The sequence below is a fragment of the Amycolatopsis echigonensis genome, assembly GCF_014174495.1.
In the GTDB taxonomy this organism is placed as follows: Bacteria; Actinomycetota; Actinomycetes; order Mycobacteriales; family Pseudonocardiaceae; genus Amycolatopsis; species Amycolatopsis echigonensis.
The window spans coordinates 16290-40909 of the sequence record NZ_JACJHR010000047.1; the positions used below are offsets into that span (position 1 = coordinate 16290).

Annotated in this window: 19 protein-coding genes; 6 read left to right on the forward strand and 13 right to left on the reverse strand. The window is 69.7% G+C overall.

The window, feature by feature from the left end:
• Positions 1-537: 537 nt before the first annotated feature.
• The 5 genes from H5411_RS28295 to H5411_RS28315 all read right to left on the reverse strand — a co-directional run bounded on the left by H5411_RS28295 (position 538) and on the right by H5411_RS28315 (position 5566).
• A complete protein-coding gene (locus tag H5411_RS28295) occupies positions 538-1290 on the reverse strand; it encodes a succinate dehydrogenase/fumarate reductase iron-sulfur subunit (RefSeq protein ID WP_101434874.1) in 753 nt (250 codons plus the stop codon).
• A complete protein-coding gene (locus tag H5411_RS28300) occupies positions 1287-3203 on the reverse strand; it encodes a fumarate reductase/succinate dehydrogenase flavoprotein subunit (protein ID WP_183125583.1) in 1917 nt (638 codons plus the stop codon). Before H5411_RS28300 ends, H5411_RS28295 begins: the two co-directional genes overlap by 4 nt.
• 58 nt (positions 3204-3261) lie before the next feature.
• Complete coding sequence (locus H5411_RS28305) at positions 3262-4092, reverse strand: hypothetical protein (RefSeq protein WP_183125584.1); 831 nt, start codon at positions 4090-4092, stop codon at positions 3262-3264.
• A complete protein-coding gene (locus tag H5411_RS28310) occupies positions 4089-4376 on the reverse strand; it encodes a hypothetical protein (protein ID WP_182890836.1) in 288 nt (95 codons plus the stop codon). Before H5411_RS28310 ends, H5411_RS28305 begins: the two co-directional genes overlap by 4 nt.
• 290 nt (positions 4377-4666) lie before the next feature.
• Positions 4667-5566, reverse strand: a complete 900-nt coding sequence (locus tag H5411_RS28315; RefSeq protein WP_183125585.1) for a helix-turn-helix domain-containing protein — start codon at positions 5564-5566, stop codon at positions 4667-4669.
• A gap of 299 nt (positions 5567-5865) precedes the next feature.
• On the opposite strand from H5411_RS28315, the gene edd reads away from it, so the two are divergent.
• Together edd and eda are read left to right on the forward strand one after the other, a co-directional pair.
• Positions 5866-7806 (forward strand): phosphogluconate dehydratase, encoded by a 1941-nt coding sequence (gene edd / locus H5411_RS28320; RefSeq protein ID WP_183125586.1) that lies wholly within the window; start codon positions 5866-5868, stop codon positions 7804-7806.
• A complete protein-coding gene (gene eda, locus H5411_RS28325; RefSeq protein WP_183125587.1) occupies positions 7803-8426 on the forward strand; it encodes a bifunctional 4-hydroxy-2-oxoglutarate aldolase/2-dehydro-3-deoxy-phosphogluconate aldolase in 624 nt (207 codons plus the stop codon). The genes edd and eda overlap by 4 nt, the downstream gene beginning before the upstream one ends.
• A gap of 57 nt (positions 8427-8483) precedes the next feature.
• Here eda and H5411_RS28330 read toward each other — a convergent pair whose 3' ends face one another.
• The 4 genes from H5411_RS28330 to H5411_RS28345 form a co-directional block, all read right to left on the reverse strand.
• Entirely contained in the window at positions 8484-9020 is a 537-nt protein-coding gene (locus H5411_RS28330; protein WP_183125615.1) for a regulatory protein RecX, read from the reverse strand.
• Positions 9021-9660: 640 nt separating this feature from the next.
• The gene (gene recA / locus H5411_RS28335) at positions 9661-10704 is read right to left on the reverse strand and encodes a recombinase RecA (RefSeq protein ID WP_101434882.1); all 1044 of its coding nucleotides are present in this window, start codon (positions 10702-10704) and stop codon (positions 9661-9663) included.
• Positions 10705-10953: 249 nt separating this feature from the next.
• The gene (locus H5411_RS28340) at positions 10954-11148 is read right to left on the reverse strand and encodes a DUF3046 domain-containing protein (RefSeq protein ID WP_037363693.1); all 195 of its coding nucleotides are present in this window, start codon (positions 11146-11148) and stop codon (positions 10954-10956) included.
• Between the two features lie 34 nt (positions 11149-11182).
• Positions 11183-13012 (reverse strand): Hsp70 family protein, encoded by a 1830-nt coding sequence (locus H5411_RS28345; RefSeq protein WP_183125588.1) that lies wholly within the window; start codon positions 13010-13012, stop codon positions 11183-11185.
• Between the two features lie 141 nt (positions 13013-13153).
• On the opposite strand from H5411_RS28345, the gene H5411_RS28350 reads away from it, so the two are divergent.
• From H5411_RS28350 to def, 3 genes are all read left to right on the forward strand, one after another.
• Entirely contained in the window at positions 13154-14362 is a 1209-nt protein-coding gene (locus H5411_RS28350) for a glycosyltransferase family 39 protein (RefSeq protein WP_183125589.1), read from the forward strand.
• Positions 14363-14440: 78 nt separating this feature from the next.
• Positions 14441-19102, forward strand: a complete 4662-nt coding sequence (locus H5411_RS28355; protein ID WP_183125590.1) for an ATP-dependent helicase — start codon at positions 14441-14443, stop codon at positions 19100-19102.
• A gap of 163 nt (positions 19103-19265) precedes the next feature.
• Positions 19266-19766, forward strand: coding sequence for a peptide deformylase (gene def, locus H5411_RS28360; RefSeq protein WP_009075052.1), 501 nt, complete (start codon positions 19266-19268; stop codon positions 19764-19766).
• Here the strand turns inward: def and H5411_RS47860 are convergent.
• The 4 genes from H5411_RS47860 to H5411_RS47865 all read right to left on the reverse strand — a co-directional run bounded on the left by H5411_RS47860 (position 19699) and on the right by H5411_RS47865 (position 23597).
• Positions 19699-20478, reverse strand: coding sequence for a GNAT family N-acetyltransferase (locus tag H5411_RS47860; protein ID WP_246369345.1), 780 nt, complete (start codon positions 20476-20478; stop codon positions 19699-19701). The genes def and H5411_RS47860 overlap by 68 nt on opposite strands.
• Before the next feature lie 972 nt (positions 20479-21450).
• Positions 21451-22158 carry a VOC family protein gene (locus H5411_RS28370; protein WP_183125591.1) on the reverse strand — a complete coding sequence of 236 codons (708 nt, stop codon included), beginning with the start codon at positions 22156-22158 and terminating at the stop codon, positions 21451-21453.
• Between the two features lie 187 nt (positions 22159-22345).
• Positions 22346-23110 carry a maleylpyruvate isomerase N-terminal domain-containing protein gene (locus H5411_RS28375; protein ID WP_183125592.1) on the reverse strand — a complete coding sequence of 255 codons (765 nt, stop codon included), beginning with the start codon at positions 23108-23110 and terminating at the stop codon, positions 22346-22348.
• Positions 23100-23597: an SAV_6107 family HEPN domain-containing protein gene (locus H5411_RS47865; protein WP_376772238.1), complete on the reverse strand. Its 498-nt coding sequence runs from the start codon at positions 23595-23597 to the stop codon at positions 23100-23102. Before H5411_RS47865 ends, H5411_RS28375 begins: the two co-directional genes overlap by 11 nt.
• A 55-nt stretch (positions 23598-23652) precedes the next feature.
• Here H5411_RS47865 and H5411_RS47870 point away from each other — a divergent pair, with 55 nt between their 5' ends.
• On the forward strand, positions 23653-23838 hold the full coding sequence (locus H5411_RS47870) for a hypothetical protein (protein ID WP_183125594.1): 186 nt from the start codon (positions 23653-23655) through the stop codon (positions 23836-23838).
• Positions 23839-24620 lie beyond the last annotated feature (782 nt).

The following is a 24620-nucleotide window of genomic DNA, read 5'->3' on the forward strand; positions in this document are numbered from 1 at the left end:
CCCGGCAACCCGCCGACATGACCCGACTCGTCGTCCAAGGAGGAACCGCCTATCGCCCACCCACAACTGAATACGCCCACGACCCGCGGAAGCGAAGGCCCACGAGCTCGCGGATGCGACGACCAGCAAGCCCGGCCGATGTTGCGGGCCCGCGCACAGACGAACTCGCACCGTGCACTTGATCCGGCCCCGCACCAGGCCGCGGCGCAACCGGCCCGGCAGCGGAATCACCGCCCGCCGGTGGCGTGCCCGCCACGCGCCAACGGGCGCGCCCACCGCGTGCCAACGGGCGTTTCTGCCGCGCGCAAGCAAGGTGACCGCGGCCCCACCCACGGCCAGCGGCACCCGGCCACGCCCCTGAGCGAATTCGCTCGCAACCCTCGTCCGAACAGCGCAACTCGCGAACGAACCGGTCCGCAGCCCCTGGGCCAACGCGCTCGCAACGCACGCCTGAACGGCCTCGGCTCGCGAACGGGGACACCCGCGGCCCTCACCCCGCCAGATCCGCGACCGCGAATCCAGCCACCACCGCGGACGTCACCGGTTACGGCGGAACAGCTTGTCTCCCAGCCAGACAATCGGGTCGTACTTGCGGTCGGCGACGCGTTCCTTCATCGGGATCAGCGCGTTGTCGGTGATGTGGATGCCTTCCGGGCACACCTCGGTGCAGCATTTGGTGATGTTGCAGAGCCCGAGCCCGTGCTCGTCCTGCGCGGCGTCGCGGCGGTCGGCGACGTCCAGCGGGTGCATCTCCAGCTCGGCGATCCGCATGAGGTATCGAGGGCCGGCGAAGCTCTCCTTGTTCTCCTCGTGGTCGCGCACGACGTGGCAGGTGTTCTGGCACAGGTAGCACTCGATGCACTTGCGGAATTCCTGCGAGCGCGCGACGTCCACCTGCTGCATCCGGTACTCGCCGGGTTTCAGTCCCTCCGGCGGGGTGAAGGACGGGATCTCGCGTGCCTTCGTGTAGTTGAACGACACGTCGGTGACGAGGTCGCGGATCACCGGGAAGGTGCGCATCGGGGTGACCGTCACGACCTCGGCCTCGGTGAACGTCGACATGCGCGTCATGCACAGCAGCCGCGGCCTGCCGTTGATCTCCGCCGAGCAGGAGCCGCATTTGCCTGCCTTGCAGTTCCAGCGCACGGCGAGGTCGGCGGCCTGGGTGGCCTGCAGCCGGTGGATGATGTCGAGCACGACCTCGCCCTCGTTCACCTCGACGGTGAAGTCCTGCAGGTCGCCGCCGGTCGCGTCGCCACGCCACACGCGGAACTTCGCCTGGTAGCTCACGCGGTCCTCCCGGTGTGGTTCTCCAGCTCGGCGTCGGTGAAGTACTTGCCCAGCTCGTCGAGTTCGAACAGCTCGAGCAGGTCCGGCCGCATCGGCTCCTGTTCCTTCATGGCCACGTCGACGTCCGGCACCAGCGGGTTGTCGCCCGGCCGCGCGGAGCAGACGAGCAGCCGATGCCGCCATTCCGCGTCCATCGACGGATAGTCGTCCCGGGTGTGGCCGCCGCGGCTTTCCGTGCGGGTCAGCGCCGCGCGGGCGACGCATTCGCTCACCAGCAGCATGTTCCGCAGGTCGAGCGCGAGATGCCAGCCGGGGTTGAACTGCCGGTGACCCTCCACCGTCACCAGCCGCACCCGGCGGCGGATGTCTGCGAGTTTCTCCAGCGCATGCCGGATTTCCCCCGCCTTGCGGATGATGCCGACGAGGTCGTTCATCGACTGCTGCAACTCGGTGTGCAGCGTGTACGGATTCTCCGGCGTGCCGTCGGCAGGCGGGTTGAACGGCTCGAGCGCCATCGCGGCCGCGGCGTCCACATCGGACTGCGCAATCGTCGGCCGGTCCTTGAGACCGTCCACATAGGACGCCGCGCCCAGTCCGGCCCGCCGGCCGAACACGAGCAGGTCCGACAGCGAGTTGCCGCCGAGCCGGTTCGACCCGTGCATGCCGCCGGAACACTCGCCCGCCGCGAACAGCCCCGGCACGCTCGCCGCGCCGGTGTCCGGGTCGACCTCGACGCCGCCCATCACGTAATGGCAGGTGGGACCGACCTCCATGGCCTCCTTGGTGATGTCGACGTCGGCGAGTTCCTTGAACTGGTGGTACATCGACGGCAGCCGCCGCTGGATCTCCTCGGCGGGCAGCCGGCTCGCGATGTCGAGGAACACGCCGCCGTGCGGGGATCCGCGCCCCTCCTTGACCTCGGAGTTGATCGCCCGCGCCACCTCGTCGCGCGGCAGCAGGTCCGGCGTGCGGCGGTTGTTCTCCTGGTCGGTGTACCAGCGGTCGGCCTCGTCCTCGCTGTCCGCGTACTGGCCCTTGAACACCTCGGGCACGTACTCGAACATGAACCGCTTGTCCTCGGAGTTCTTGAGCACCCCGCCGTCGCCGCGCACGCCCTCGGTGACGAGGATGCCCTTGACGCTCGGCGGCCAGACCATCCCGGTCGGGTGGAACTGCACGAACTCCATGTTGATCAGCTTCGCGCCGGCACGGAGGGCCAGCGCGTGCCCGTCGCCGGTGTACTCCCACGAATTCGACGTCACCTTGAACGACTTGCCGATGCCGCCCGTCGCGAGCACCACCGCGGGCGCCTCGAACAGCACGAACCGCCCGCTCTCGCGCCAGTAGCCGAACGCGCCGGCGATCGCACCGTTGTCGAGCAGCAGCTCGGTGACCGTGCATTCGGCGAAGACCTTGATCCGGGCCTCGTAGTCGCCGTACTTCTTGAAGTCCTCCTGTTGCAGCGAAACGATCTTCTGCTGCATAGTGCGGATCAGCTCGAGCCCGGTGCGGTCGCCGACGTGCGCGAGCCGCGGATAGGTGTGCCCGCCGAAGTTGCGCTGGCTGATCCGGCCGTCCGCGGTCCGGTCGAAGAGCGCGCCGTACGTCTCCAGCTCCCAGACGCGGTCGGGTGCTTCCTTGGCGTGCAGCTCGGCCATCCGCCAGTTGTTGAGGAATTTGCCGCCGCGCATGGTGTCGCGGAAGTGCACCTGCCAGTTGTCGTTCGAGTTCGCGTTGCCCATCGACGCCGCGCAGCCGCCCTCGGCCATCACCGTATGCGCTTTGCCGAAAAGGGATTTGCACACCACCGCGACGCTGAAACCGCGTTCGCGCGCCTCGATCACCGCGCGCAGACCGGCGCCGCCGGCACCGATCACCACCACGTCGTAGCTGTGCCGTTCGACCTCGGTCATGGAATAAGCCACCTCACGAGCTGGGGAGAACTGCCTTGCGCTGCTGGATTTCCGAGGGTCAGCCCACGAATCGCAGGTCCGATATCGCGCCGCTCGACACGAGCATCACGTAGAAGTCGGTCAGCACGAGCGTGCCGAGCGTCGTCCACGCGAGAGCCATGTGCCGGGTATTGAGTTTCGTGACCTGCGTCCAGATCCAGTACCGGACGGGATGTTTCGAGAAATGCTTGAGCCGCCCGCCGGTGACGTGCCGACACGAGTGGCAGGAGAGCGTGTACGCCCACAGCAGCACGACGTTCACCACGAGAATCACGTTGCCGAGGCCGAAGCCGAACCCGCTGGGACTCTGGAAGGCGACGATGGCGTCGTAGGTGTTGACAAGCGAGACGATGCAGGCGACGTAGAAGAAGTACCGGTGCACGTTCTGCACGATCAACGGCAGCCGCGTCTCTCCGGTGTAGCGCGCGTGCGGTTCGGCGACCGCGCAGGCCGGCGGGGAGAACCACACCGAGCGGTAGTAGGCCTTGCGGTAGTAGTAGCAGGTCAACCGGAACCCGAGCAGGAACGGCAGCACGAGCACGCCGAGCGGCAGCCAGGACGGCATTTCGCCGAACCAATGCCCGAAGTGGCTCGAGCCGGGGACGCAAGAGGTCGAAACGCAGGGCGAGTAGAACGGCGTCAGATAGTGGTATTCGGGCACCCAGTAGGCGGTGCGCACGAATGCCCGGACAGTCGCGTAAACGACGAAGGTGGCCAGCCCCAGCACGGTGAGCAGGGGCGACAGCCACCACCGGTCGGTGCGCAGCGTCCGGGCAGCGAGCCGCGCCCGCCCCGGTGCCCGAACGCCGGCGGAGGCGCGGCTGACGTCGTTGTCAGCGGGGGCGCTCACCGCTGATCGCGCTTGTAGCCACCGACACCTTCGTCGTCAGCGCCGCTCCACAGCGCCGGATCGTAGGGAGTATCCGGAACAGGCACGCGTTCGACGGGTTTCGCCTGCGCCGGCACAGCGGGCGGGTGCCCGTCCAGATCAGCGCTGTCGATGTCGAGCCGCTCGACGTCATTGGCCAGCCGGCGCACCGCGGACGCGTCGCCGTAGCGCGATCGCAATGCGCCCACGCACTGCCGCAACTGGCCGATGGTGCGCCGGAGTTCGGCGATCTCTGTGGTGGACATCGGAAGCCTCCCTGATGGTGGGGCCGGCAGTTCGGGTGACGATCAACGCCGCCAAGTACGACTCTGCCTCGCGCGGTGCACTGTGACAAGTAGCACATTTACCAGAGTTGGGCATGTTGTACCTGTTGACCTGGGCATTTCTCGCCGGATAGGGGCCGAAAGTGGGGTCCAGGACGTCTGTGGGCCGTCAGCCGCATAAAACACGCCTTCGGCGCGAGCACGTCAGACCGGCGGAACCCGCTCACTACAGACGCAGCGTTACCTCTCGATGACCCCATGCGACAGCCTCGCTAGCCAGCCGGGTCCTCGCCTGCCAGGAGCTTCGTCAGTCCGGCATCGTTCGCCAGCCGCCGAGCTTTCACGTCCTCCGCGAACCCGGCAGCCGCGGCCGACAAACGGTGCAGTGAATCCTCCGCGGACAACGCAGCCTCGGCCAGCCGCTCGATGGTTCCCGCGTACGGGGCGGCCTGCCGACCGGCCAGGAAGACACCGGCGCGGTGGTGCGGGCAGTACACGACATCCGTCTCATCCCGCTGCCGGTACCAGCTGAACGCGCCCTCCGTCACGGCTTGGCTCGGGACGATCCGGATCTTCACCCTCTGCGAAACCTCCACGAGGTACCGCATCTGCCGCAGCATCACCTCGGCATCGCCGAAGTCGTTCCGCAGTGCCTCAGTCCCGACGAACAGCTGCGCCTCGACCGCCTCCACGCCGAACAGAATCCTGTTGCGGCTCAAGCGGTTCTGTACGACCCGCTCTAGGACTTCCTGGTCCCACAGGCTCGGACCGAACACCAGCCGGACGTAATCGGGGATCTGCAGCAAGTCCGGAATCCGCAGCGGAGCCCACACCGTCACCGATTCCGCGTTCCGCTCGTGCCCGGCCACGATCGCGTGATGCGCCGTGTCCGCCTGCGACCCGGGCATGATCCAGCTCGCCCCGGCCAGCTCCCGCGCCAGTGCCATGATCCGCGCTTTCTTCTCGCCGACCACTCCTAGCGCGCCCAGCACCCCCGCGACGTCCTCCAGCGTCGGAACCTGCTCGCCCAGCTCCCAGCTCGACAACAGCGCCGCGTCCACCCCGAGCCATCGCCCCAGTTCGCGCAAACCGAAGCTTGCCTCGATCCGGGCATTCCGCAATGCCGTGCCCAAAACGCGCTCCGGCGGACCAGGCATCTCCGAATCTCGCATCCACCGTCACCTCCAGCCGCGGATAGTGCCTGTCCCACCCTGATAACGCCCATCGACCGTCATCAGCCGCAGACACCGGCTGCGGTGGCTTCCTCCGCGGCCGTGAACCCGGTGGCACGCCCCCTCGCGAACCCCACTCGCCATACCTGCTCCACGCACCGGTACTCCCAGGCGAACCTCTTAGGGGTTTCTGAATCGATTTTGTTTCCGGGAGGTTTTCGGGTTACCGTGTGCACCGTCACGTTCCCGCGACGCCAGCGCTGCCGTCCCGCGAACCCGTCACGAGCCGGGAGCTTGAGATGAGCAGCAGCCCGAACCCGACCGCCGCGGTACACCGCGTTCTCGCCGACGTCACCGACCGGATCGCCGAACGCAGTGCGGACACGCGGGCGGCGTACCTCGCTCGCAGCGCGGCCGCTTTCGAGGAGGGGCCGGTCCGCCGCGGCCTCGCTTGCAGCAACCTCGCGCACGGATTCGCCGCGATGGACGGCGTCGACAAGCAGGCGCTGCGGCAGCTGCGCGCGCCCGGCGTGGCCATCGTGTCCTCCTACAACGACCTGCTCTCCGCGCACCAGCCGATGCAGGAATACCCGGCGTGGCTGAAGAAATCGGTCCGCGAATCCGGCGGTGTCGCGCAGTTCGCCGGCGGGGTGCCCGCGATGTGCGACGGCATCACGCAGGGCCGACCGGGCATGGAGTTGTCGCTGTTCAGCCGCGAAGTGATCGCGATGTCGACGGCGATCGCGCTGTCCCACGACATGTTCGATGCGGCACTGCTGCTGGGCGTGTGCGACAAGATCGTGCCGGGCCTGTTGATCGGCGCGCTGTCGTTCGGCCATCTGCCTGCGGTGCTCGTGCCCGCCGGGCCGATGAATTCGGGCTTGCCCAACAAGGAAAAAGCACGGGTGCGGCAGCTGTACGCCGAGGGACTCGCGACACGGGAAGACCTGCTCGACGCGGAAGCCGCGTCGTATCACTCCGCCGGCACCTGCACGTTCTACGGGACTGCCAACTCGAACCAGATGGTGGTCGAGGTGATGGGCCTGCACCTGCCGGGCGCCAGCTTTGTGCCACCGAACACGCCGTTGCGCCAAGCGCTCACCGAAGAGGCGGGCCGACGTGTCGTCGAGCTGTCCCGAGGCGAGGCGTACACGCCGATTTCGCAGGTGCTGGACGAAAAAGCGTTCGTGAACGGCATCGTGGCGCTGCTGGCCACCGGCGGGTCGACGAACCACACGATGCACCTGGTGGCGATCGCCGCGGCGGCGGGGATTCAGCTGAGCTGGGACGATTTCTCGGACCTGTCCGCGGTCGTGCCGCTGCTGGCGCGCGTGTATCCGAACGGCAGCGCGGACATCAACCACTTCCACGCGGCCGGCGGCATCCAGTTCCTCGTCGGCACGCTGCTCGACGCGGGCCTGCTGCACGAGGACGTCCTCACCGTCGCGGGCCGTGGTCTGCGCCGGTACACGCAGGAGCCGATCTTGTCCGACGGCGAACTGGTGTGGCGGGACGTGCCGACGCGCAGCCTCGACGAGGACGTGCTGCGTCCGGTGTGGCGGCCGTTCGCGCCGGACGGCGGGCTGCGGATGGTCGAGGGCAACCTGGGCCGGGCGGTCACGAAGGTATCGGCAGTCGCCCCTGAGCACCGTGTCGTGGAGGCACCGGCGCGGGTGTTCACGTCGCAGGACGCCTTCCGCGTCGCGTTCGAGGCCGGGGAGCTGGACCGCGACGTGGTCGTGGTGCTGCGCCAGCAGGGACCGCAGGCGAACGGCATGCCGGAGCTGCACGGTCTGACGCCCGCGTTGGGCGTGTTGATGGACCGGGGTTTCCGGGTCGCGCTGCTCACCGACGGGCGGATGTCGGGTGCGTCGGGCAAGGTGCCCGCCGCGATCCAGGTGACGCCGGAGGCCGCAGCGGGCGGGCCGATCGCCCGGATCGCCGACGGCGATGTGGTCCGGTTCGACGCGCGGTCCGGATCGTTGGACGTGCTGGTCCCGGACGACGAACTGGCGCGGCGCGATCTCACGGACGCCCCGCCGTCGGAGGCCGCGTGGAGCGGGACCGGGCGGGAGCTCTTCGGAGCGCTGCGCCGCGCGGTCGGCCCGGCTGACCAGGGCGCGAGTGTGTTCGGGGCGCTGACTCCGGAGCTGGACCTCGCCCGGGGCGTTCCGCCATTCGGAAGCGGGACAATGAACGCGTCCCCCTACGCTCTCCAGACCCAGGAGGTCGGTCAGTGACCACCGGCACGGACCTGCTCGCCCTGTCCCCCGTGATGCCCGTCGTGGTGATCGACGACGTCGACGACGCGGTGCCGACGGCCCGCGCCCTGCTCGCCGGCGGGATCGGGGTGATCGAGCTGACGCTGCGCACGCCGGTCGCGCTGACCGCGATCGAGCGGGTGGCCGCGGAGGTGCCGGACATCGTCGTGGGCGTCGGCACGGTGACCTCGCCGGAGCAGGCGAAGCAGGCCGCCGACGCGGGCGCGAAGTTCCTGGTGACGCCGGGCTGCACGGACGCGGTGCTGGACGCCGCGTTCGCCACCGGGCTGCCGTTCCTCCCGGGCGCGAACACGGTGTCGGAGGCGATGCGGCTGGCCGAACGCGGGCTGAGCGCGCTGAAGTTCTTCCCGGCCGAAGCCAGCGGGGGCGCGGCGTTCCTGAAGGCAATCGCCGGACCGCTGCCGCAGCTGCAGTTCTGCCCGACCGGCGGGATCACGGTGTCGTCGGCCCCGTCGTATCTGGCTCTGCCGAACGTCGGCTGCGTCGGAGGCTCGTGGCTGACGCCCGCGAAACTGTTGGCGGCCAAGGACTTCGCGGCTGTCGAGAAGCTGGCTGCCGAAGCCGCCGCGATGCGCTGAGTCGAAACCCGTCGCCTCCGTGCTGGAGGCGGCGGGTTTCTTGGTGTCGCAGGGCGATCAGTCCACCGGCACGTCGTCCAGCATGCTGGCTTCCGCCCCGAATTCGCGAAGTTCCTCGCGGATCACCGTGTACGCCAGGCCTTGCGGATAGCCCTTCCGCGCGAGGAACCCGAGCAGCCGGCGGATCGCGGTCTGCTCGTCGACGTTCCCGAGCGACCCGAGCCGCTTCCGCACCAGTTCTCGAGCCCGCTGTTCCTCGGCGTCCCGGTCGACTTCCTCCGCCGCTTGCGCCGCGATCTCCCCGTCAACGCCCTTGCGCCGCAACTCGGCGACCAGCGCCGTGCGCGACAGCCCTTGGTTGGCGTGCCGGTTGCGGACCCAGGTTTCGGCGAACTCGGCGTCGTTGACCAGACCGGCGCGGTCGAGCTTGCCGAGCAAGTCTTCGACGGTCTCGCTGTCGAAACCCTTGCGCTGCAACGCCTGCCGCAGCTCGTCGACTGTCCGCGGCCGAGCGGCGAGGAGGTCGAAGCAGATCTCCTTGGCCTTCTTGGCCCGCTCCTCCGGAGGCAACTCCGCAGGTTCGACCTTCGGCATCCTGGCCACGACCGCACTCCTCTTCCCGGCACCGCCCTCGGACGACGGCACCGTCACTTCAACACCGCTTTCCACCGGCACCAGACGCCACGGGTGCCGATTCCCGTCCTTGGTCAACGCTTCCCGTCAGGGCGCGACCTCCGCCTGGCCTCAGGTCGCCCCAGCCACGACCGCTCCGGCGCGGGATCCCGCCGAACCCAGCCGACAGCTTCACCCCCGCGCCGACTCGGATCGCCTGATCCCGCATCCCTTCACCGACCGGCACGTGCGACCACCGCCCCGGGCAGCCCTCTCGTACGCGGAGCGCGCAAAGCACGCCCGGCCGACCGATCCCAGCCGCGTCAGCCCGGCACCCCCTCGGAGAACTGTCCGGGCAGCAAACCTGGACGACTCCGGAACAACCGGACCCGGGCCTGATCGAGGACCTCGGCCCGGCCACCGTCGCCACCGAAGCTCCGGCGCGGCGGAACCGCGCTGGGTCTCTACTTCGGCACCAGCCTCGGCTTCGGCATCAGCCTCGGCTTTGGCCTGAGCCTCAGCCTCGACACTGGGCCTCGGCGTCGACTTCGGCGGCAGGCCGGTGCTCGGCCCAAGCCCGAGCACCGGGGAGGGAACCTGCCGATCCCCTCCCCTCCCCGGATCAGAAGTCGACCGGCGCGGGCACTGCCTCGACCTCGGCGTCGACCTGCGGGCCGATGCCGAGCTTCTCCTTGATGCGCTTCTCGATCTCGTTGGCGATGTCCGGGTTGTCGCGCAGGAACCGGCGGGCGTTCTCCTTGCCCTGGCCGAGCTGGTCGCCCTCGTACGTGTACCAGGCGCCCGACTTGCGCAGGATGCCCTGGTCGACGCCCATGTCGATGAGCGAGCCCTCGCGCGAGACGCCCATGCCGTAGAGGATGTCGAACTCGGCCTGCTTGAAGGGCGGGGCCACCTTGTTCTTGACGACCTTCACGCGGGTGCGGTTGCCGACCGGCTCGCCGCCGTCCTTGAGCGTCTCGATGCGGCGGACGTCGAGCCGGACCGACGCGTAGAACTTCAGCGCCTTGCCACCGGTGGTGGTCTCCGGCGAGCCGAACATGACGCCGACCTTCTCGCGCAGCTGGTTGATGAAGATCGCGGTGGTGCCGGAGTTCGACAGCGCACCGGTGATCTTCCGCAGCGCCTGGCTCATCAGGCGGGCCTGGAGGCCGACGTGCGAGTCGCCCATCTCGCCTTCGATTTCCGCGCGCGGCACGAGGGCCGCGACGGAGTCGATGACCAGGATGTCGAGCGCGCCGGAGCGGATCAGCATGTCCGCGATCTCGAGCGCCTGCTCGCCGGTGTCCGGCTGGGACACGAGCAGCGCGTCGGTGTCGACGCCGAGCTTCTTCGCGTACTCCGGGTCGAGCGCGTGCTCCGCGTCGATGAACGCCGCGATCCCGCCGTTGCGCTGGGCGTTGGCCACCGCGTGCAGGGCGACCGTGGTCTTACCGGAGGATTCCGGTCCGTAGATCTCGACGACCCGGCCGCGCGGCAGGCCGCCGATGCCGAGCGCGACGTCGAGGGCGATCGCGCCGGTGGGGATCACGGCGATGGGCGGACGGGACTCCTCGCCGAGGCGCATCACCGAGCCCTTGCCGTACTGCTTGTCGATCTGCGCAAGGGCGAGCTCGAGCGCCTTGTCCTTGTCGGGTGCTGCTGGCATGGAAGTCCACCTCGCTGGTTGGGGCCTGTGTGTGTTCGGTTGTCCAGTCGGGCTGGTCCGGGGACCAAACCCTGTCCGGTCCGACGCTACGGGGAGGGACCGACAATTCCAGGCGCGGCGACCGATCTGTGGATCGCTGGCCCCGTTGTGCACAACACCATAGACGAACAGGTGTTCGAGGCTCGCGGCGACACGCCCATCCGCCGCGGTTTTCGCCCTTCGCGGCGACCGGAACCGCGAAACCCCAGGTCAGCGTCGCTCCGGCGGCACCTCGAACTCGACGCAGACGGCTCGCCAGATCTCCTTGGCCGGCGTTCCCGCGCTCAGCGCTTCTTCGACCGTGCGCCCGCCGAGCCCGCTGAACACGTGGTCCTGGGCGAGCATCTCGGCGCGTCCGGACCCGAACTCCTCGGCCATCAGCCGTCGGAACACCGTGATACGCATCGGGCGAATGCTAGCTTTCCCGCGCGAACGGGGATCACTCCCCCGGCTGGACGTTCTGTTCGAAGTAGTCGGCCAGCGCACCCGGCGTGGCCGTCTGCCCGCCGGAATTCACCTGATAGAGGAACCCGACGAGGGGCCGGTCCTTCACGGTGAACACGAGGACCGCCGACGACTGCCCGGCCGCCGCCGCGTAGTGCCCTTCGAGGGCGTTGCCCTTCCAGTCCGCCTCGGTGCGGTCGCCGCCCGCGGAGGCGAGCAGTCCGTCGGTGTACTGCTTGAGCTCCGCTGCCGACTGTCCCTGCACGTACGTCACCTGCGTGCCCGCGCGCCCCGGCGCGGCGCACGTCGCCGCGGTCCCGAGGCTCTTCGCCGGCGCGGCCGGGCCGTTGCCCATACCGGGAGCACAGCCGCCGTTGTCAGCGACCTTGCCGGCGAGCTGACGCATGCAGCCGGTCATGCCCGACGAGTCAACTTGCCCCGGTGTACGGCACTCCTCAGCGGTGTACGTCTTCACTGACGAGCCCTTTGTTGTCAGGAACACGGTCAGCCCAGCCGCGAGCACGACCACCACCGCCGCCGCGATGCCGATCCACAGCTTGGTGCGGCTCTTCTTCTCCGGCGTAGCAGGCGTGTACGTCGGGAAGTTGGACGGTGCCGGCGAAGGCTGGAACGGCGGCATCGGCTGTGGCTGCGTCGGCGAGTACGCCGCGTAGTTGCCCTGTGGCGCGCCAGCCGGCGCGTACGGCGCACCTGACGCCACCTGGCCCTCGACGTTCTGCGTACGCATCGACAGTCCGTCGTTAGCCACGTGCTGCGCACCCAGTGCGACGGCCGTCTCCGGCTGGTCGAGACTCGTGGGGACAACGCCGAGCTTCTCCGCGATCATTGACCCGACCAGCGGCAACCGGCTCGAACCACCGACGAGGTAGATGCCGACGAGACGCTCCGAAGTCAGTCCGGCCGAACGCAGTGTCCGCGAAAGCAGCTCCACACTGCGCAGCATTGCCGGACGTACCAAGCCTTCGAGCTCTCCTCGCGTGACGAGCACGTCCTTGAACGGCTCGGGCATCGGCACCTCTGTCTGCGGATGCCGAGACAGCGCCTCCTTCGCGGCCTTCACGTCTTCTTGCAGCGCGCGTCGCGTACGCCGGTCCGCGGTGGACTCGGGGCGAAGCAGCCGCTGCCAGCGCTGCGGGTCCGAGTGCGACACCTCACGTCCTACGTGGACCATCAGCGCCTGGTCGACGTCGAGGCCTCCGAGGTCGGGCAGACCGTCCTCGGCGAGCACCGTGTAACCGTTCTGATTCGCGCCGACGACGGCGACGTCGAACGTGCCCGCGCCGAGGTCGTACACCGCGAGAGCCTGTCCTGGAGCCAACGCGCGCTCAGGGAACGACGCGAAGTGCGCCGCGGCCGCGACTGGTTCCGGCACGAGGACTACGTTTCCGCGAATGCCAGCAAGTCGCGCCGCGCTCAGCAGCACGTTTCGGCGCACCGGACCCCACTGGGCGGGGTGGGTGAGCCGGACCTCGTCGGGCTGTTCGCCGCCGAGCTGGCGCGTGGTCTCGTCGAGCACGCGGCGCAGGATCGCGGCGAGCGCCTCGTTGACCGGCACGACGTCCGTGCCGAGCAGCAGCGTCTGCTCGTCGATGCGCCGTTTAGGGTTGGGCTCGAACCGTGTCGGGTCGAGCCGAGCACGACGTTCGGCGTCCCTGCCGACCATCAGCGTGCCGTCTTCCCCGGCGAAGACCGCGGAGGGCATGTTGGCCGACCCGTCGACCTCTACGACGCGTGGCGGCCTGCCGTGCGCGGAAAGGACGGCAACGGTGTTGGACGTCCCGAGGTCCACCGACAGGATCCGCACAGTAACTTCCCCTCGACTCAAGCAGCGCTGGCGGAGATGCTGCCACGTGCCCGGTCACCGTGCGTGCGGACCCGCGAAACTCGCGACGCACGCAACCCCGGGAAGCGACGGAACGTCTCGTCTTCCGAGGACGGGGAGGCAATGACAGAGCTAGTGGACAAGACCCGCCGAGAGCAGTTCGCACAGGCAGCGGCGGGCGGTCCGGCGCACCCCTTGCGGGCCGCGCCGGGCAGATGGGGCCGTTCCGGCTACGTGCACGCGGCGGTGCTGTACCTCGTGGCGCGGCTGGTCAGCGTCGGTGCGCTCGCCGCCATGGCCGCGCCCCGGAACCTGCCGCTGGGCGACCGGCTGCAGGCCTGGGACGGCTGGTGGTACCTGCAGATCGCGGAGCACAACTACACCGGCGTGAGCAATCCGCTCGACGCTGCTGGACTGCCCTATCCCGACGCGTCGTACGGCTATTTCCCGCTGTATCCGGCCCTGACCGGGCTGCTCGAGAAGCTGCCCGGGGTGACCTACTTCGGGGCGGGCATTCTGCTGTCGACGCTCGCCGGAATCGCGGCGGCGACGGCGATGTACCGGATCGGCCGGCTCGTCCACAGTCCGCGAGCGGGGTTGCTGCTCGCCGTGCTGTGGGGCGCCGCACCGATGGCGATCGCCGAGAGCATGGTGATGACCGAGGCGCTCTTCACCGCTCTCGCCGCGTGGGCGCTGGTCGGTGTACTCGAACGCAAGTGGTACCTCGCTGCTTTCGCCGCCCTGTTCGCCGGGCTTACCCGATCCACCGCCTGCGTGCTGGTCGCGGTCGTCATCATCGCCGCGGCCATCGACGTGTGGCGGAACAAACAACGGTGGAACGCGCTCTTGTGCGTCTTCGTCGCGCCGCTCGGCCTGCTCGGGTACTGGATGTTCGTCGCGGTGCAGACCGGCAGTTTGACTGGCTGGCAGGACGTGGAGCTCCGCGGCTGGAACACGCGTTTCGACACCGGCGCCGAAGCCTGGCAATGGATCACGCACACGCTTTTCACCTCGGGCAACGCCTGGGAGACGCTCGTCGTGCTCGTGACGCTCACGGCGGTCGCGCTCGCGGTCATCACGGTGACCGACCGCCGGGTGCCGTGGCCGCTGGCCGCATACGCGGTGGGCGTAGTGGTGCTGGTCCTGTGCAGCGCCGGGCTGCCCGCCCTGAAGTCGAGGTTTCTTCTTCCCGACTTCGCGCTCCTGCTGCCCGTCGCGATGGGGCTCGCCGGTCGCAAGAAGTCCACGATGATCGCCGCGACGACCGTGTTCGTGCTGGTCGGGGCCTGGTATTCGGCTTATTCGCTGACCGTGTGGAAGTACGCGATCTAGGCCGATCGGTCACCCGTCCGAGGGGATCCGGACCAGGCTGCTCTGCCCGGGCCCCGGAAATTGTCGGGGGCGCCGCGCATGATGGATCCCGTGGCAAACGACGTCCTCGACCTCTTCTCCCCGGCGACCAGCACCTGGTTCGCCGGAGCCTTCGCCGCCCCGACGGCCGCGCAGGAAGGGGCCTGGCGGGCCGCACACGCCGGGCAGCACGCCTTGGTCGTGGCACCCACCGGGTCCGGCAAGACGCTGTCCGCGTTCCTGTGGGCGCTGGACCGGCTGGCGTCGGAACCGCCGCCGGCGAACCCGCGCGAGCGGTGCCGGATCCTGTACGTCTCTCCGCTGAAGGCGCTGGCGGTCGACGTGCAGCGCAACCTGCGCGCGCCGCTGGCGGGCATTTCCCAGGCCGCGCACCGGCTCGGTCTGCCCGCGCCAGAAATCGAAGTCGGCATGCGCACCGGCGACACCACGGCGGCCGAGCGCCGGTCGTTCGGGAAAACCCCGCCGGACGTGCTGGTCACCACTCCGGAGTCGTTGTTTCTCATTCTCACGTCCTCGGCGCGGGAATCGCTGAAGGGCGTCGAGACGGTCATTGTCGACGAAGTGCACGCCGTCGCGGGCGGCAAACGCGGTGCGCATCTGGCGTTGTCGCTGGAACGGCTCGACGCGCTGCTGCCGAAACCGGCCCAGCGGATCGGGCTGTCGGCCACCGTGCGCCCGGTCGACGAGGTGAGCGCGTTCCTCGCCGGCGGTCGTCCGGTCACCGTCGTGCAGCCGAAACTCGCGAAGACGATCCAGGTGCGGGTGGAGGTGCCCGTCGAGGACATGGCGAACCTCGACGGCCCGGCGCCCTCGCCGATGGAGCGGCTCGACGACCTCACGTCGCTGTCGCAGTTGCCGTCGGAGGGCGGGATCGGCACCCAGGAAGAAGTGGCCGGCGCGGCGGTGCAGCGGCCGTCGATCTGGCCGGCGGTCGAGGAACGGGTGCTGGAGCTGATCCGCGCGCACCGCTCCACCATTGTGTTCGGCAACTCGCGGCGGCTCACCGAACGGCTCACCGCGCGGCTCAACGAACTCGCGTCCGAGCAGACCGGTCTGTCCCCGGGCGACGCGTTTCCGGCCGAGGCGGTCGGCCAGTCCGGTGTCACGACCGGGGCGGAGCCGGTCGTCGCGCGGGCGCACCACGGGTCGATGTCCCGCGAGCAGCGCACCCATGTCGAGGAGGAACTGAAGTCCGGGCGGCTGCCGTGCGTGGTGGCGACGTCGTCGCTCGAACTCGGCATCGACATGGGCGCGGTGGATCTGGTCGTGCAGATCGAGGCTCCGCCCACGGTGGCGTCCGGGCTGCAGCGCGTCGGCCGGGCCGGACACCAGGTCGGCGCGGTGTCGTCCGGCGTCATGTTCCCGAAGTTCCGCGGCGATCTGGTGTCGTGCGCGGTCGTCGCGGAACGGATGGCGAGCGGGGCGATCGAGGCGGTGCGGTACCCGCGCAACCCGCTCGATGTGCTGGCCCAGCATGTCGTGGCGATGGTGGCGCTCGAACCGTGGACGGTGCCGGAGCTGGCGGCGCTCGTCCGGCGGGCGGCCCCGTTCAGCTCGCTGCCGGACGACGCCCTGCACGCGGTGCTCGACATGCTCGCCGGCCGTTACCCGAGCGAGGAGTTCGGCGAGCTGCGGGCACGGATCACGTGGGACCGGGTCAGCGGAGAGCTGCGCGGGCGGCCGGGTTCGCAGCGGCTCGCGGTCACGTCCGGCGGCACCATCCCCGACCGCGGGCTGTTCACCGTGATGACGCCGGGCGACGAGGGCAAACCCGGCTCGCGCGTGGGCGAGTTCGACGAGGAAATGGTGTACGAATCGCGGGTCGGCGACACGATCCTGCTCGGCACCTCGTCGTGGCGGATCACCGACATCACGCACGACCGGGTGATCGTCGTGCCCGCGCCCGGCCAGCCCGCCCGGATGCCGTTCTGGAAGGGCGACGCCGCCGGACGCCCGCTGGAACTGGGGCGGGCGCTCGGCGCGTTCGTCCGCGAACTGTCCACTTCGGACACCGCAGTGGCGCGGGACCGGGCCGCCGCGGCCGGGCTCGACCAGCGCGCCTGCGACAACCTGCTGGCGTATCTGGAAGAACAGAAGTCGGCGACCCGGCACGTGCCCAACGACCGGGTCATCCTGCTCGAACGCTACCGCGACGAACTGGGCGACTGGCGGATCGTGCTGCACTCGCCGTTCGGCGCGCAGGTGAACGCGCCGTGGGCACTCGCGATCGCCGCGCGGCTGCGGGAAAACCGCGGCGTCGACGCCCAAGTCGCACACTCCGACGACGGCATCGTGCTGCGGCTGCCCGACGCGCTCGACGCCGACGGCGGCGAGGTCACCATCACCGCCGACGATGTCCTGCTGGACCCGGAGGAGGTCGAGCAGCTGATCGTGGCGGAGGTCGGCAGCTCGGCGGTCTTCGCGGCGCGATTCCGGGAATGCGCGGCACGTTCGCTGCTGCTGCCGCGCCGGGATCCGCGGCGACGCACACCGCTGTGGCAGCAACGGCAACGGGCGTCGCAACTGTTGTCGGTAGCGGCGAAGTACGAGCGGTTCCCGGTCGTCCTGGAGGCCATGCGCGAGGTTCTGCAGGATGTCTACGACGTCGGCGGTCTGCGGGAGCTGATGTCCGACGTCCGGGCGCGGAAGGTGCGGCTGGTCGAGGTCGAGACGCCTGCCGCGTCGCCGTTCGCACGAAGCCTGTTGTTCGGTTACGTCGGGATGTTCCTGTACGAGACGGACGCCCCGCTGGCCGAGCGACGAGCCGCGGCGCTGTCGCTGGATTCCGCGCTGCTGGCCGAATTGCTGGGCACGGAGGCGATTCGCGAGCTGCTCGATCCCGAAGCCGTGGCCGAGGTCGAACGGTCATTGCAGCGGCTCGACCCGGACCGGCACGCCCGGTCGGCGGAGGACGCGGCCGACCTGCTGCGGTTCCTCGGCGATCTGTCCGTCGCGGAGGCAGCGGAACGCGGGATTCAGGCGGAATGGCTGGCTGAACTCGCCTCCGCACGGCGCGCCATCCAGGTGCGCATCGGCGGCGAGGAGCGCTATCTGGCCATCGAGGACGCCGGACGGGTGCGGGACGCGCTGGGCGTCGCGCTTCCGGTCGGCGTGCCCGAGGCGTTCACCGAGCCGGTGGCGGATCCGCTGGGCGACCTCCTCGGCCGCTACGCACGGACCCGCGGTCCGTTCTCCGCGACAGCCGCGGCGGACCGGTTCGGGCTGGGCACCGCCGTCGTCACCGGCGTGCTCGACCGGCTCACCGGTGAAGGCAGGCTCGTCCGCGGCGAGCTGAGCCCGGTCGGGCATCCGGAAACCCATGGCGTGGGCACCGAATACTGCGACGCAGCCGTGCTGCGGCGGTTGCGGCGCGCGTCGCTCGCTCGGCTGCGGGCAGAGGTCGAGCCGGTGGAACCGGCGGCGCTGGGCCGGTTCCTGCCCGCGTGGCACGGAATCGGTGCGCGCCTGCGGTCCGCGCCGACGGCCGACGACGTGCTGTCGGTGGTCGAACAGCTCGCCGGCGCGCCCTTGCCGGCGAGCGCGGTCGAATCGCTGATCCTGCCGAGCCGGTTGCCGGGCTACTCCCCCGCGCTGCTCGACGAACTCACCACTGCGGGCGAGGTCACGTGGGCAGGCTGCGGGTCCCTCTCCGGCGGAGACGGCTGGCTGGCGCTGGCTCCGTCCGACGTCGCGGATCTGCTGCTGCCCGAGGTCGAAGAGAATCCGCCGACCAGCCCGCTGCACGAAGCGATCGTGACGGCGCTGGAAGGCGGGGCGTTGTTCTTCCGGCAGCTCGTCGACCGGGTCACGCCGGGTCTGGAGCAACCGCCGGACGACGGGGCCGTCGTATCCGCGATGTGGGATCTGGTGTGGGCCGGGCTAGTCACCGGCGACACGCTCGCACCCTTGCGCGCGCAAGTCGCGGGCCACGGGGTGCACAAACCCCGGCGGCAAGCGCCACGCGGCCGCTACGCCCGCATGCGCGCCGGCCGTCCGGCAATGCCGTCGCGCACGGGTCCGCCGACCGTAGCCGGCCGTTGGGCGCTGACCCCGCCTCGGGAAGCCGACCCGACGCGACGCGCCCATGCCCGCACCGAGGCATTCCTGGAACGGCACGGTGTCCTCACCCGAGGCGCGCTCGACACCGAACGGGTCACCGGCGGTTTTTCCGGGATCTACAAGGTGTTGCGCGGCATGGAAGACACCGGGCAGGTCATCCGCGGCTATGTCGTCGAAGGTCTCGGTGCCGCACAGTTCGCCGCGAAGGGCGCGGTCGACCGGCTGCGGGCCCTGTCCAGCACCGCGCCCTCCTCCGCGGCCCGAAACGACAGCGCTCGTGCCGTGGTCCTCGCCGCTGCGGATCCGGCACAGCCGTACGGCGCGGCTCTGTCCTGGCCCGCCGCGACAGGCGACACCAAACACCGTCCGGCGCGCAAAGCCGGAGCGCTGGCGGTGCTGGTCGACGGAATCCCAGCCCTGTACGTCGAACGCGGCGGCCGCTCCTTGCTGAGCTTCACCGAGGAACGCGGCACGCTGCAAGCCGCCGCGGCTGCGTTGTCGACCGCGGTCCGAGAAGGCTGGCTGGGCCAACTGGCCGTCCAACGCGCGGACGGAGAACACGCGCTGACCTCGGAGCTGGCCGAGATCCTCCAGGAAGCCGGCTTCCGCGCGACTCCGAAGGGACTCCGTTTGAGAGCTTGACCTGTCTGGTCGTCGCCCGGCCAAGCCACGAACGCGTCTGGCCCATGGTCCGGCCACCGTCCGGCTTCGTCGCGCGGGGCATGCTCGGTGTACCCGCGTCGGGGAAGCAGGTGGTGTCACTAGACTTCCCGTGGCCCCTCGGTGGATATAAGGACGTTCGATCATGGCGATGCGCGAGTTGCGCTACTTCGGTGACCCGGTGCTCAAGTCCGTGTGCGACCCGGTGACCACGTTCGACAGCAAGATCGAGGCGCTGGTGAAGGACCTCCTCGACAGCGTGCAGCCGGAGGGCCGTGCCGGGCTCGCCGCGCCGCAGATCGGGGTCGGGCTGCGGGTGTTCAGCTACGACGTCGGCGGGCTGACCGGATACGTCATCAATCCCGAGATCGTCCACCTCTCCGAGGAAACGCACGAAATCGGCGAGGGCTGCCTGTCCGTGCCGGAACTGTGGTTCCCGACGGTCCGCGCGAAGCACGCCGTCGTGCGCGGCGTCGACCTGCGCAACGAGCCGATCGAGGTCGAGGGCGTCGACGTGCTGGCCCAGTGCCTCCAGCACGAAACCGACCACCTCGACGGAAAGCTCTACCTCGACCGGCTCACGCCCGACCGGAAGAAGCAGGCGCTGCGCGAGGCGCGGGGCAAAGACTGGTTCTGGAACCGCTGACCGTCCGCGGCGTCCGAGCGGCGACGAGCCGAAGCACCGTGTCGTCGTCCGAACAGGTTTCGACCTGCAGTCCGGCGCGAACAGCAGTCCGGACCATGGCGTCGTTGCCCGCAAGGCGGATCGCGGACAGCTCCGTGGTGCCACCAGCCTCCGCGAGGGCGGCCAGCCGGGCAAGCAACGCCGTGCCGATTCCCTGGCGCTGCCAAGCATCCTCGACGAGAAGCGATACCTCGGCCGTGCCGTCGAGTTGAGAAATCAGCTGTCCGAACCCGATCACGTCCCGGCCGCACACCGCGAGCAAACTGGTTCCGCGCGGTGGCATGAGCAAGCGGTGCAGCCATTTTCGCGGAACTGTGCTCAGCCCAGTGTGGTAGCGGTTGAACAACGTCTTCGCCGAACAGCGAAGATGCACCGCGCCGATCGCGTCGATGTCCCGCGGAGTGCCCAGCCGCAAAACGACCGCGGCACCGTCTGGACGGTCGAGCACTACCGGACCGGCCAGATTCTGCTCCGCTGCGGCAAGTAGTTCCAGGAACGCCGCGGCCTGAGCGAGTTCGGGTTCAGCGAAGGCCACCCATCTCCGTCGAGCGACGTACGCCTGCCCGTCGCCGAAGGGAAAGACCGCTCGGTGCCCGCCTTCAGTGCGCTTGGGATTGGCCTCGTTCGCGGGGACGAGCGTCACGAGGTCGGCGGACAGGACCATCCGCAACATCGGAGCACGGCAACCAGGGTCGACAATCGCCCGCCGAGCAGCGACGAGTGCTGTCGCGGCCGGATCGCGAAGTCCGCGGACAGTGGTTTCGGCAACCGTCTCTCGCGCTGCGGTGCCGACAGTTGCTGCCTGCACACGGGACTCCCCAGCCTCAGCGTCCGTCTTCTCAGCAGTGACGGCAGTTGTCGCGGGAGCACGCAGATCCTGGGTGTCCGTCCCGATGCACAGTTCTCCCGCGACAGGAGGTGCGGTGGCGGCCGAAACACGGCGTCGTCCTGCCTCGGATTCCGAAGCAGTGTCCCCGTCGGCGGGGAACGTCGTTGCCGACGGGACATCATGTTTCCCAGCACCGGCTCCATCGGCAGCCGCCGGGGCGGGGTGCGGCCGAGACGAGGGCTTGGGCGTCCCCTCGGCGGTGGGCAGGGCGGTTGTCATCCGGTCAGGGGCTGGTGTGTCCGTGAGCGGGGTGAGGAGTTCTCGGGCGGCGGCCTCGGCGATGGACTCCTCGGCGAGCGCGGGGGCGGCCGGGGAAGGGACGGCGATTTCGGTCATTCCGAGGCAATCGCCGCCTTCGTCGCGGAGGGCGTCTATCAGCAGGTGCGGGGGCAGGCCGGCCGCTGGGCAGAGTACGAATTCGTCTAGGACGCCGCCCGGGGCCGGGTGTCTGGTGAGGCCCAGGATCCGGCATTCGAGGTCGGCCAGCCGGATTGCGAAGCGGGCCAGTGTTCCGGGGTAGTCGTCGGAGAGGACGCGTACTCGCCAGGCGCGGGCCGGTGTGCGGTTTTCGTCGGGGGAACCGGGCTCGAGGCCGGAGCGGGAGCGCGGGAGGTCGGAGAGGGCGCTACGGGGCGTCAAAGGCATGTCCATGGGACTTACCGTTCCTGACGCACGTAACCGGGGGCGTCCTGTGGTGTTTCGGGTGTGTCAGAGGGTGGCCGGAAATGCGTGATCTGCGGGAAACAGTGGCGCGGGTCAGCATGGGACGAGAAGGCGGAATTCGTTGTCTTCCGGGTCGGTGAAGCCGGTCTGGTCGGCTGCGACGGGGCGAGCGCCGGCGGCTTGAAGGCGGCGGGTTTCGGCGGTGTGGTCGCCGTGGAGGGCCAAGTCCAGGTGGAGGCGGTTTTTGCTGTGCTTCGGGCTGTTCACGCGCAGGAATTCGAGGGTGGGGCCGCGGCCGGCGGGGTTGCGCAAGGTGGTGATGGCGGGCTCGTCGGCGATGATCGGCCACCCTGCGAGCGGGGACCAGAAGCGGGCTAGGCGCGCGGGGTCCTGTGCGTCGACGACTATCGCTGCGATGGCACCGGAATTGGCGTATTCCTCGCGGGGTTCGAGTACGCAGAATTCGTTGTCTTCCGGGTCGGCCAGAACGATCCACGGAACGTTGTGCTGGCCGATGTCGATTGGGCGTGCCCCTAGGGAAACGGCTCGGGCGACTGTTTCGCGCTGGTTCTCGCCGGAGGTGCTGGAGAGGTCTAGGTGGAGACGGTTTTTGTCGGTCTTCGGGCGGAAGGTCGCGGCGAAGACCAGGGTGAGTTCGCAACCGTCGTCGGGTGGGGGTTGGACGGTGGCTTCGTCTGGGGATTCTGTCGTGGTCCGCCAGCCGAGGAGGTCGGCCCAGAAGCGGGCCAGGCGTGCCGGTTGTTCGGCGGCGGTGACCAGGTTGACCAGACGTGTTGCCATGCCGCCACGGTAGCGGGCAGGGCCGACAAAACCGGGTGGCGCAACGGGTTGGCGAGGTCGGGTGAAAGAACTGTGCCGGCAAGCGCGAGGGTATCGCGCTTGCCGGCACAGCCGGATCGCCACGGGTGGTCCAGAAATGCGCTGGCCGGAAGAACCGGGAAGCTTCCCCGCTTTCGGTTCTCCGCGGTTACCTGGTGGCTAGTCGCAGCAGGGCCCAGGCTTGGGCGGACAGCTCGTGGTCTCCGTCAGTGTGGACCATGGTCACCGGGGCTCTTCCCCACAGCCACAGGTACACGTTCGCGGGCGAGCCGGTGACGATCGCGTCCGCGGCGTCGGCTTCTCGGGGAGAGCAGCGCCAGGCCTCTGTCTCGCCGGGGCCCGCTCGCGCGATCCAGCTGTGGCCGCCGGTGTGGAAACCCACTGTGCCGTTTCGGGTTCCCGAGATGCCCATGGTGGTGAGCTTGTGTCCGAAGTAGAGGGTGAGGGCCTCGTCGACACCGTCGGCGGCCAGGTCGTCCGGGACTGCCGAGTCGCCGATTCCGGCCGCGTTTTCGGCGTCCACTCGGTGCACGAGGGTTTCGTGGAGCATGCGACGGCGCCAGAAACCGTGGGTCGGATCGGCTGACCACCAGGTGGCGGCTCGGGTGGCCGGGTCGTGGTTGGCCAGTTCGACTTCGAGCTCCGCGCGGGCAGTGGAGTAGAAATCGACCACCGGCTGGCCGGGGAGGGGCTCGCGCCACGATTCGGGACGGCGGCCGTCGCGGATCCAGCCGAGCACCTGCCAGTACACGGCGCCGACGTGCTTGAGCAGCTCGTTCAACGTCCAGCCTGGGGCGGTGGGCACCGGCGAATCGGGCGACGCCGAGTGCGCCACCTCCCCCAGCAGCTGCGCCTCCACGGAGAACGCTTCAAGCAACCGGCCGTGGTCGACCGTGCCCAGTTCACGCGACATGAGCTTCCCCGGACATCGGCAGGCCGTGCACGACTCGGCGGACCAGTTCGAGGAACTGGGCGGTCGCCTGCAGCAGGCCCGCAGCCAGTTCGGCGGTGACACGGCCGGTGATGCCCGCTTCGGCGGCGGCCCGGGTTTCGGAGTGGTCGGCGAAGAACGCTGACCATTCGCGCAGCTCGGGGGCGACGGCGTCAAGCAGCACCCAGCCGCTGGCCGGACGGCCCCGGCCCCGGCGCGGGCGGCCTCGGACGGCGAGCACCGCCCCTGCGCCGCGCAAGGCGGCCAGGTAGGCGCCGATGAAGCGTTCGGCCGGATCGCGTTCGTTTTCCGCGTGATCGAGTCCGCGATTCGCCTGGGCGAGGAGGGCGACCGCCTCCGGAGGGGCCGGTGGACGCAGCGACAGCGGAAGCTGCGGCTGGCCCTGGACGCCGGAGCGGCGAGCGGCCGGTTCGGCGGAGGGCCGGACCGCGGCTCGGGTGCGGTGCACGACCTGCCTCGGGGGCGGGGAGCTGGGCAGGGTGGTTTCGGGGACGTGGTGCACGGTGGGCCTGGAGGTTGGGGTGCGTGCGGGCTGGGGAGCGGGGCTGGCCGCTGCGGGGGAACGGTTCTCCGACGCGAAGGGCGGCGCGGGGTCGGTCGCCGGAGCGACGGGCAGGCTGGCCGCCGCAGCAGAGCCGCTTCCCGACTCGAACGCCGAACCGACGCCAGACTCCACAGCAGCAGGCTGAACGGAACCAGCCACCGAAACCGAATCGCTTCCCGATGCGGGCCGCGAAACGGAATCCGCCGCTGGAGCAGCAGGCTGGCTAGCCTCAGCCACCGAGGTCGACGACACCGCAGGGCTGTTTTCCGGCTCGGGCCGCGAGCCAGGGCCGGTCGCCGGAGCGGCGGACCGGGCTGAACTGGCCGCCGAACCAGGAGCCGGAGCAGCAGAGCCACTTCCCGATGCAGGTGCCAAACCGGAACCAGCCGCCGAAGCAGAGGCGGTCACCGAAGCCGACGGTGCCGCGAAGTTGCTTCCCAGCGCAGGCTGCGGGCCCGGGCCACCTTCCGGCGCAGCAGAACTCGCCTCCGAAGCTGACGACTCAGCAAAGCCGTGTTCCGACCCCGACCACAGATCCAGGCCAGGCTGAGCGGAGCCAGTCACCGGAGCAGAGGACCGAACCGAAGCACCAACCGAAGGAACGACAGCAGCCGGCTCCGCGGAAGCCGCCGGGGCATCAGGCCGGCCCGGCTGTTCCACCGGCGCGCCGAACGTCAGCTGTTCGCCAACCGCACCAGGTCGGTCTGGGCGTCCCTCGGCGGCGCGGTCCGCGGGGGACACGACCGAGACGGACATGGCGACCCTCCTCCTGCTCGGGTGGGCCCGGCCGGGGCCCGAGGTGCTTCCCCCACCCCGGGACCGGCCGGTGCGCTCCCACCGGGTATCGAACGTCTGTTCGATCTGTTTCCAGAGTAGCCGCGCCGGCGAGTCCGCTCAACCCCGCCGGCGGAATCCGGGCACGTGGTG

Coding starts and splice junctions, on each gene's coding strand:
- H5411_RS28330 (WP_183125615.1), bottom strand. CDS start 9,020: ATGCCGAAGGTCGAACCTGCGGAGTTGCCTCCGGAGGAGCGGGCCAAG.
- def (WP_009075052.1), top strand. CDS start 19,266: ATGGCGATGCGCGAGTTGCGCTACTTCGGTGACCCGGTGCTCAAGTCC.
- H5411_RS28350 (WP_183125589.1), top strand. CDS start 13,154: ATGACAGAGCTAGTGGACAAGACCCGCCGAGAGCAGTTCGCACAGGCA.
- H5411_RS28310 (WP_182890836.1), bottom strand. CDS start 4,376: ATGTCCACCACAGAGATCGCCGAACTCCGGCGCACCATCGGCCAGTTG.
- H5411_RS28375 (WP_183125592.1), bottom strand. CDS start 23,110: ATGTCGCGTGAACTGGGCACGGTCGACCACGGCCGGTTGCTTGAAGCG.
- H5411_RS28355 (WP_183125590.1), top strand. CDS start 14,441: ATGATGGATCCCGTGGCAAACGACGTCCTCGACCTCTTCTCCCCGGCG.
- H5411_RS28370 (WP_183125591.1), bottom strand. CDS start 22,158: ATGGCAACACGTCTGGTCAACCTGGTCACCGCCGCCGAACAACCGGCA.
- edd (WP_183125586.1), top strand. CDS start 5,866: ATGAGCAGCAGCCCGAACCCGACCGCCGCGGTACACCGCGTTCTCGCC.
- H5411_RS47860 (WP_246369345.1), bottom strand. CDS start 20,478: ATGTTGCGGATGGTCCTGTCCGCCGACCTCGTGACGCTCGTCCCCGCG.
- H5411_RS28340 (WP_037363693.1), bottom strand. CDS start 11,148: ATGCGTATCACGGTGTTCCGACGGCTGATGGCCGAGGAGTTCGGGTCC.
- H5411_RS28300 (WP_183125583.1), bottom strand. CDS start 3,203: ATGACCGAGGTCGAACGGCACAGCTACGACGTGGTGGTGATCGGTGCC.
- H5411_RS28315 (WP_183125585.1), bottom strand. CDS start 5,566: ATGCGAGATTCGGAGATGCCTGGTCCGCCGGAGCGCGTTTTGGGCACG.
- recA (WP_101434882.1), bottom strand. CDS start 10,704: ATGCCAGCAGCACCCGACAAGGACAAGGCGCTCGAGCTCGCCCTTGCG.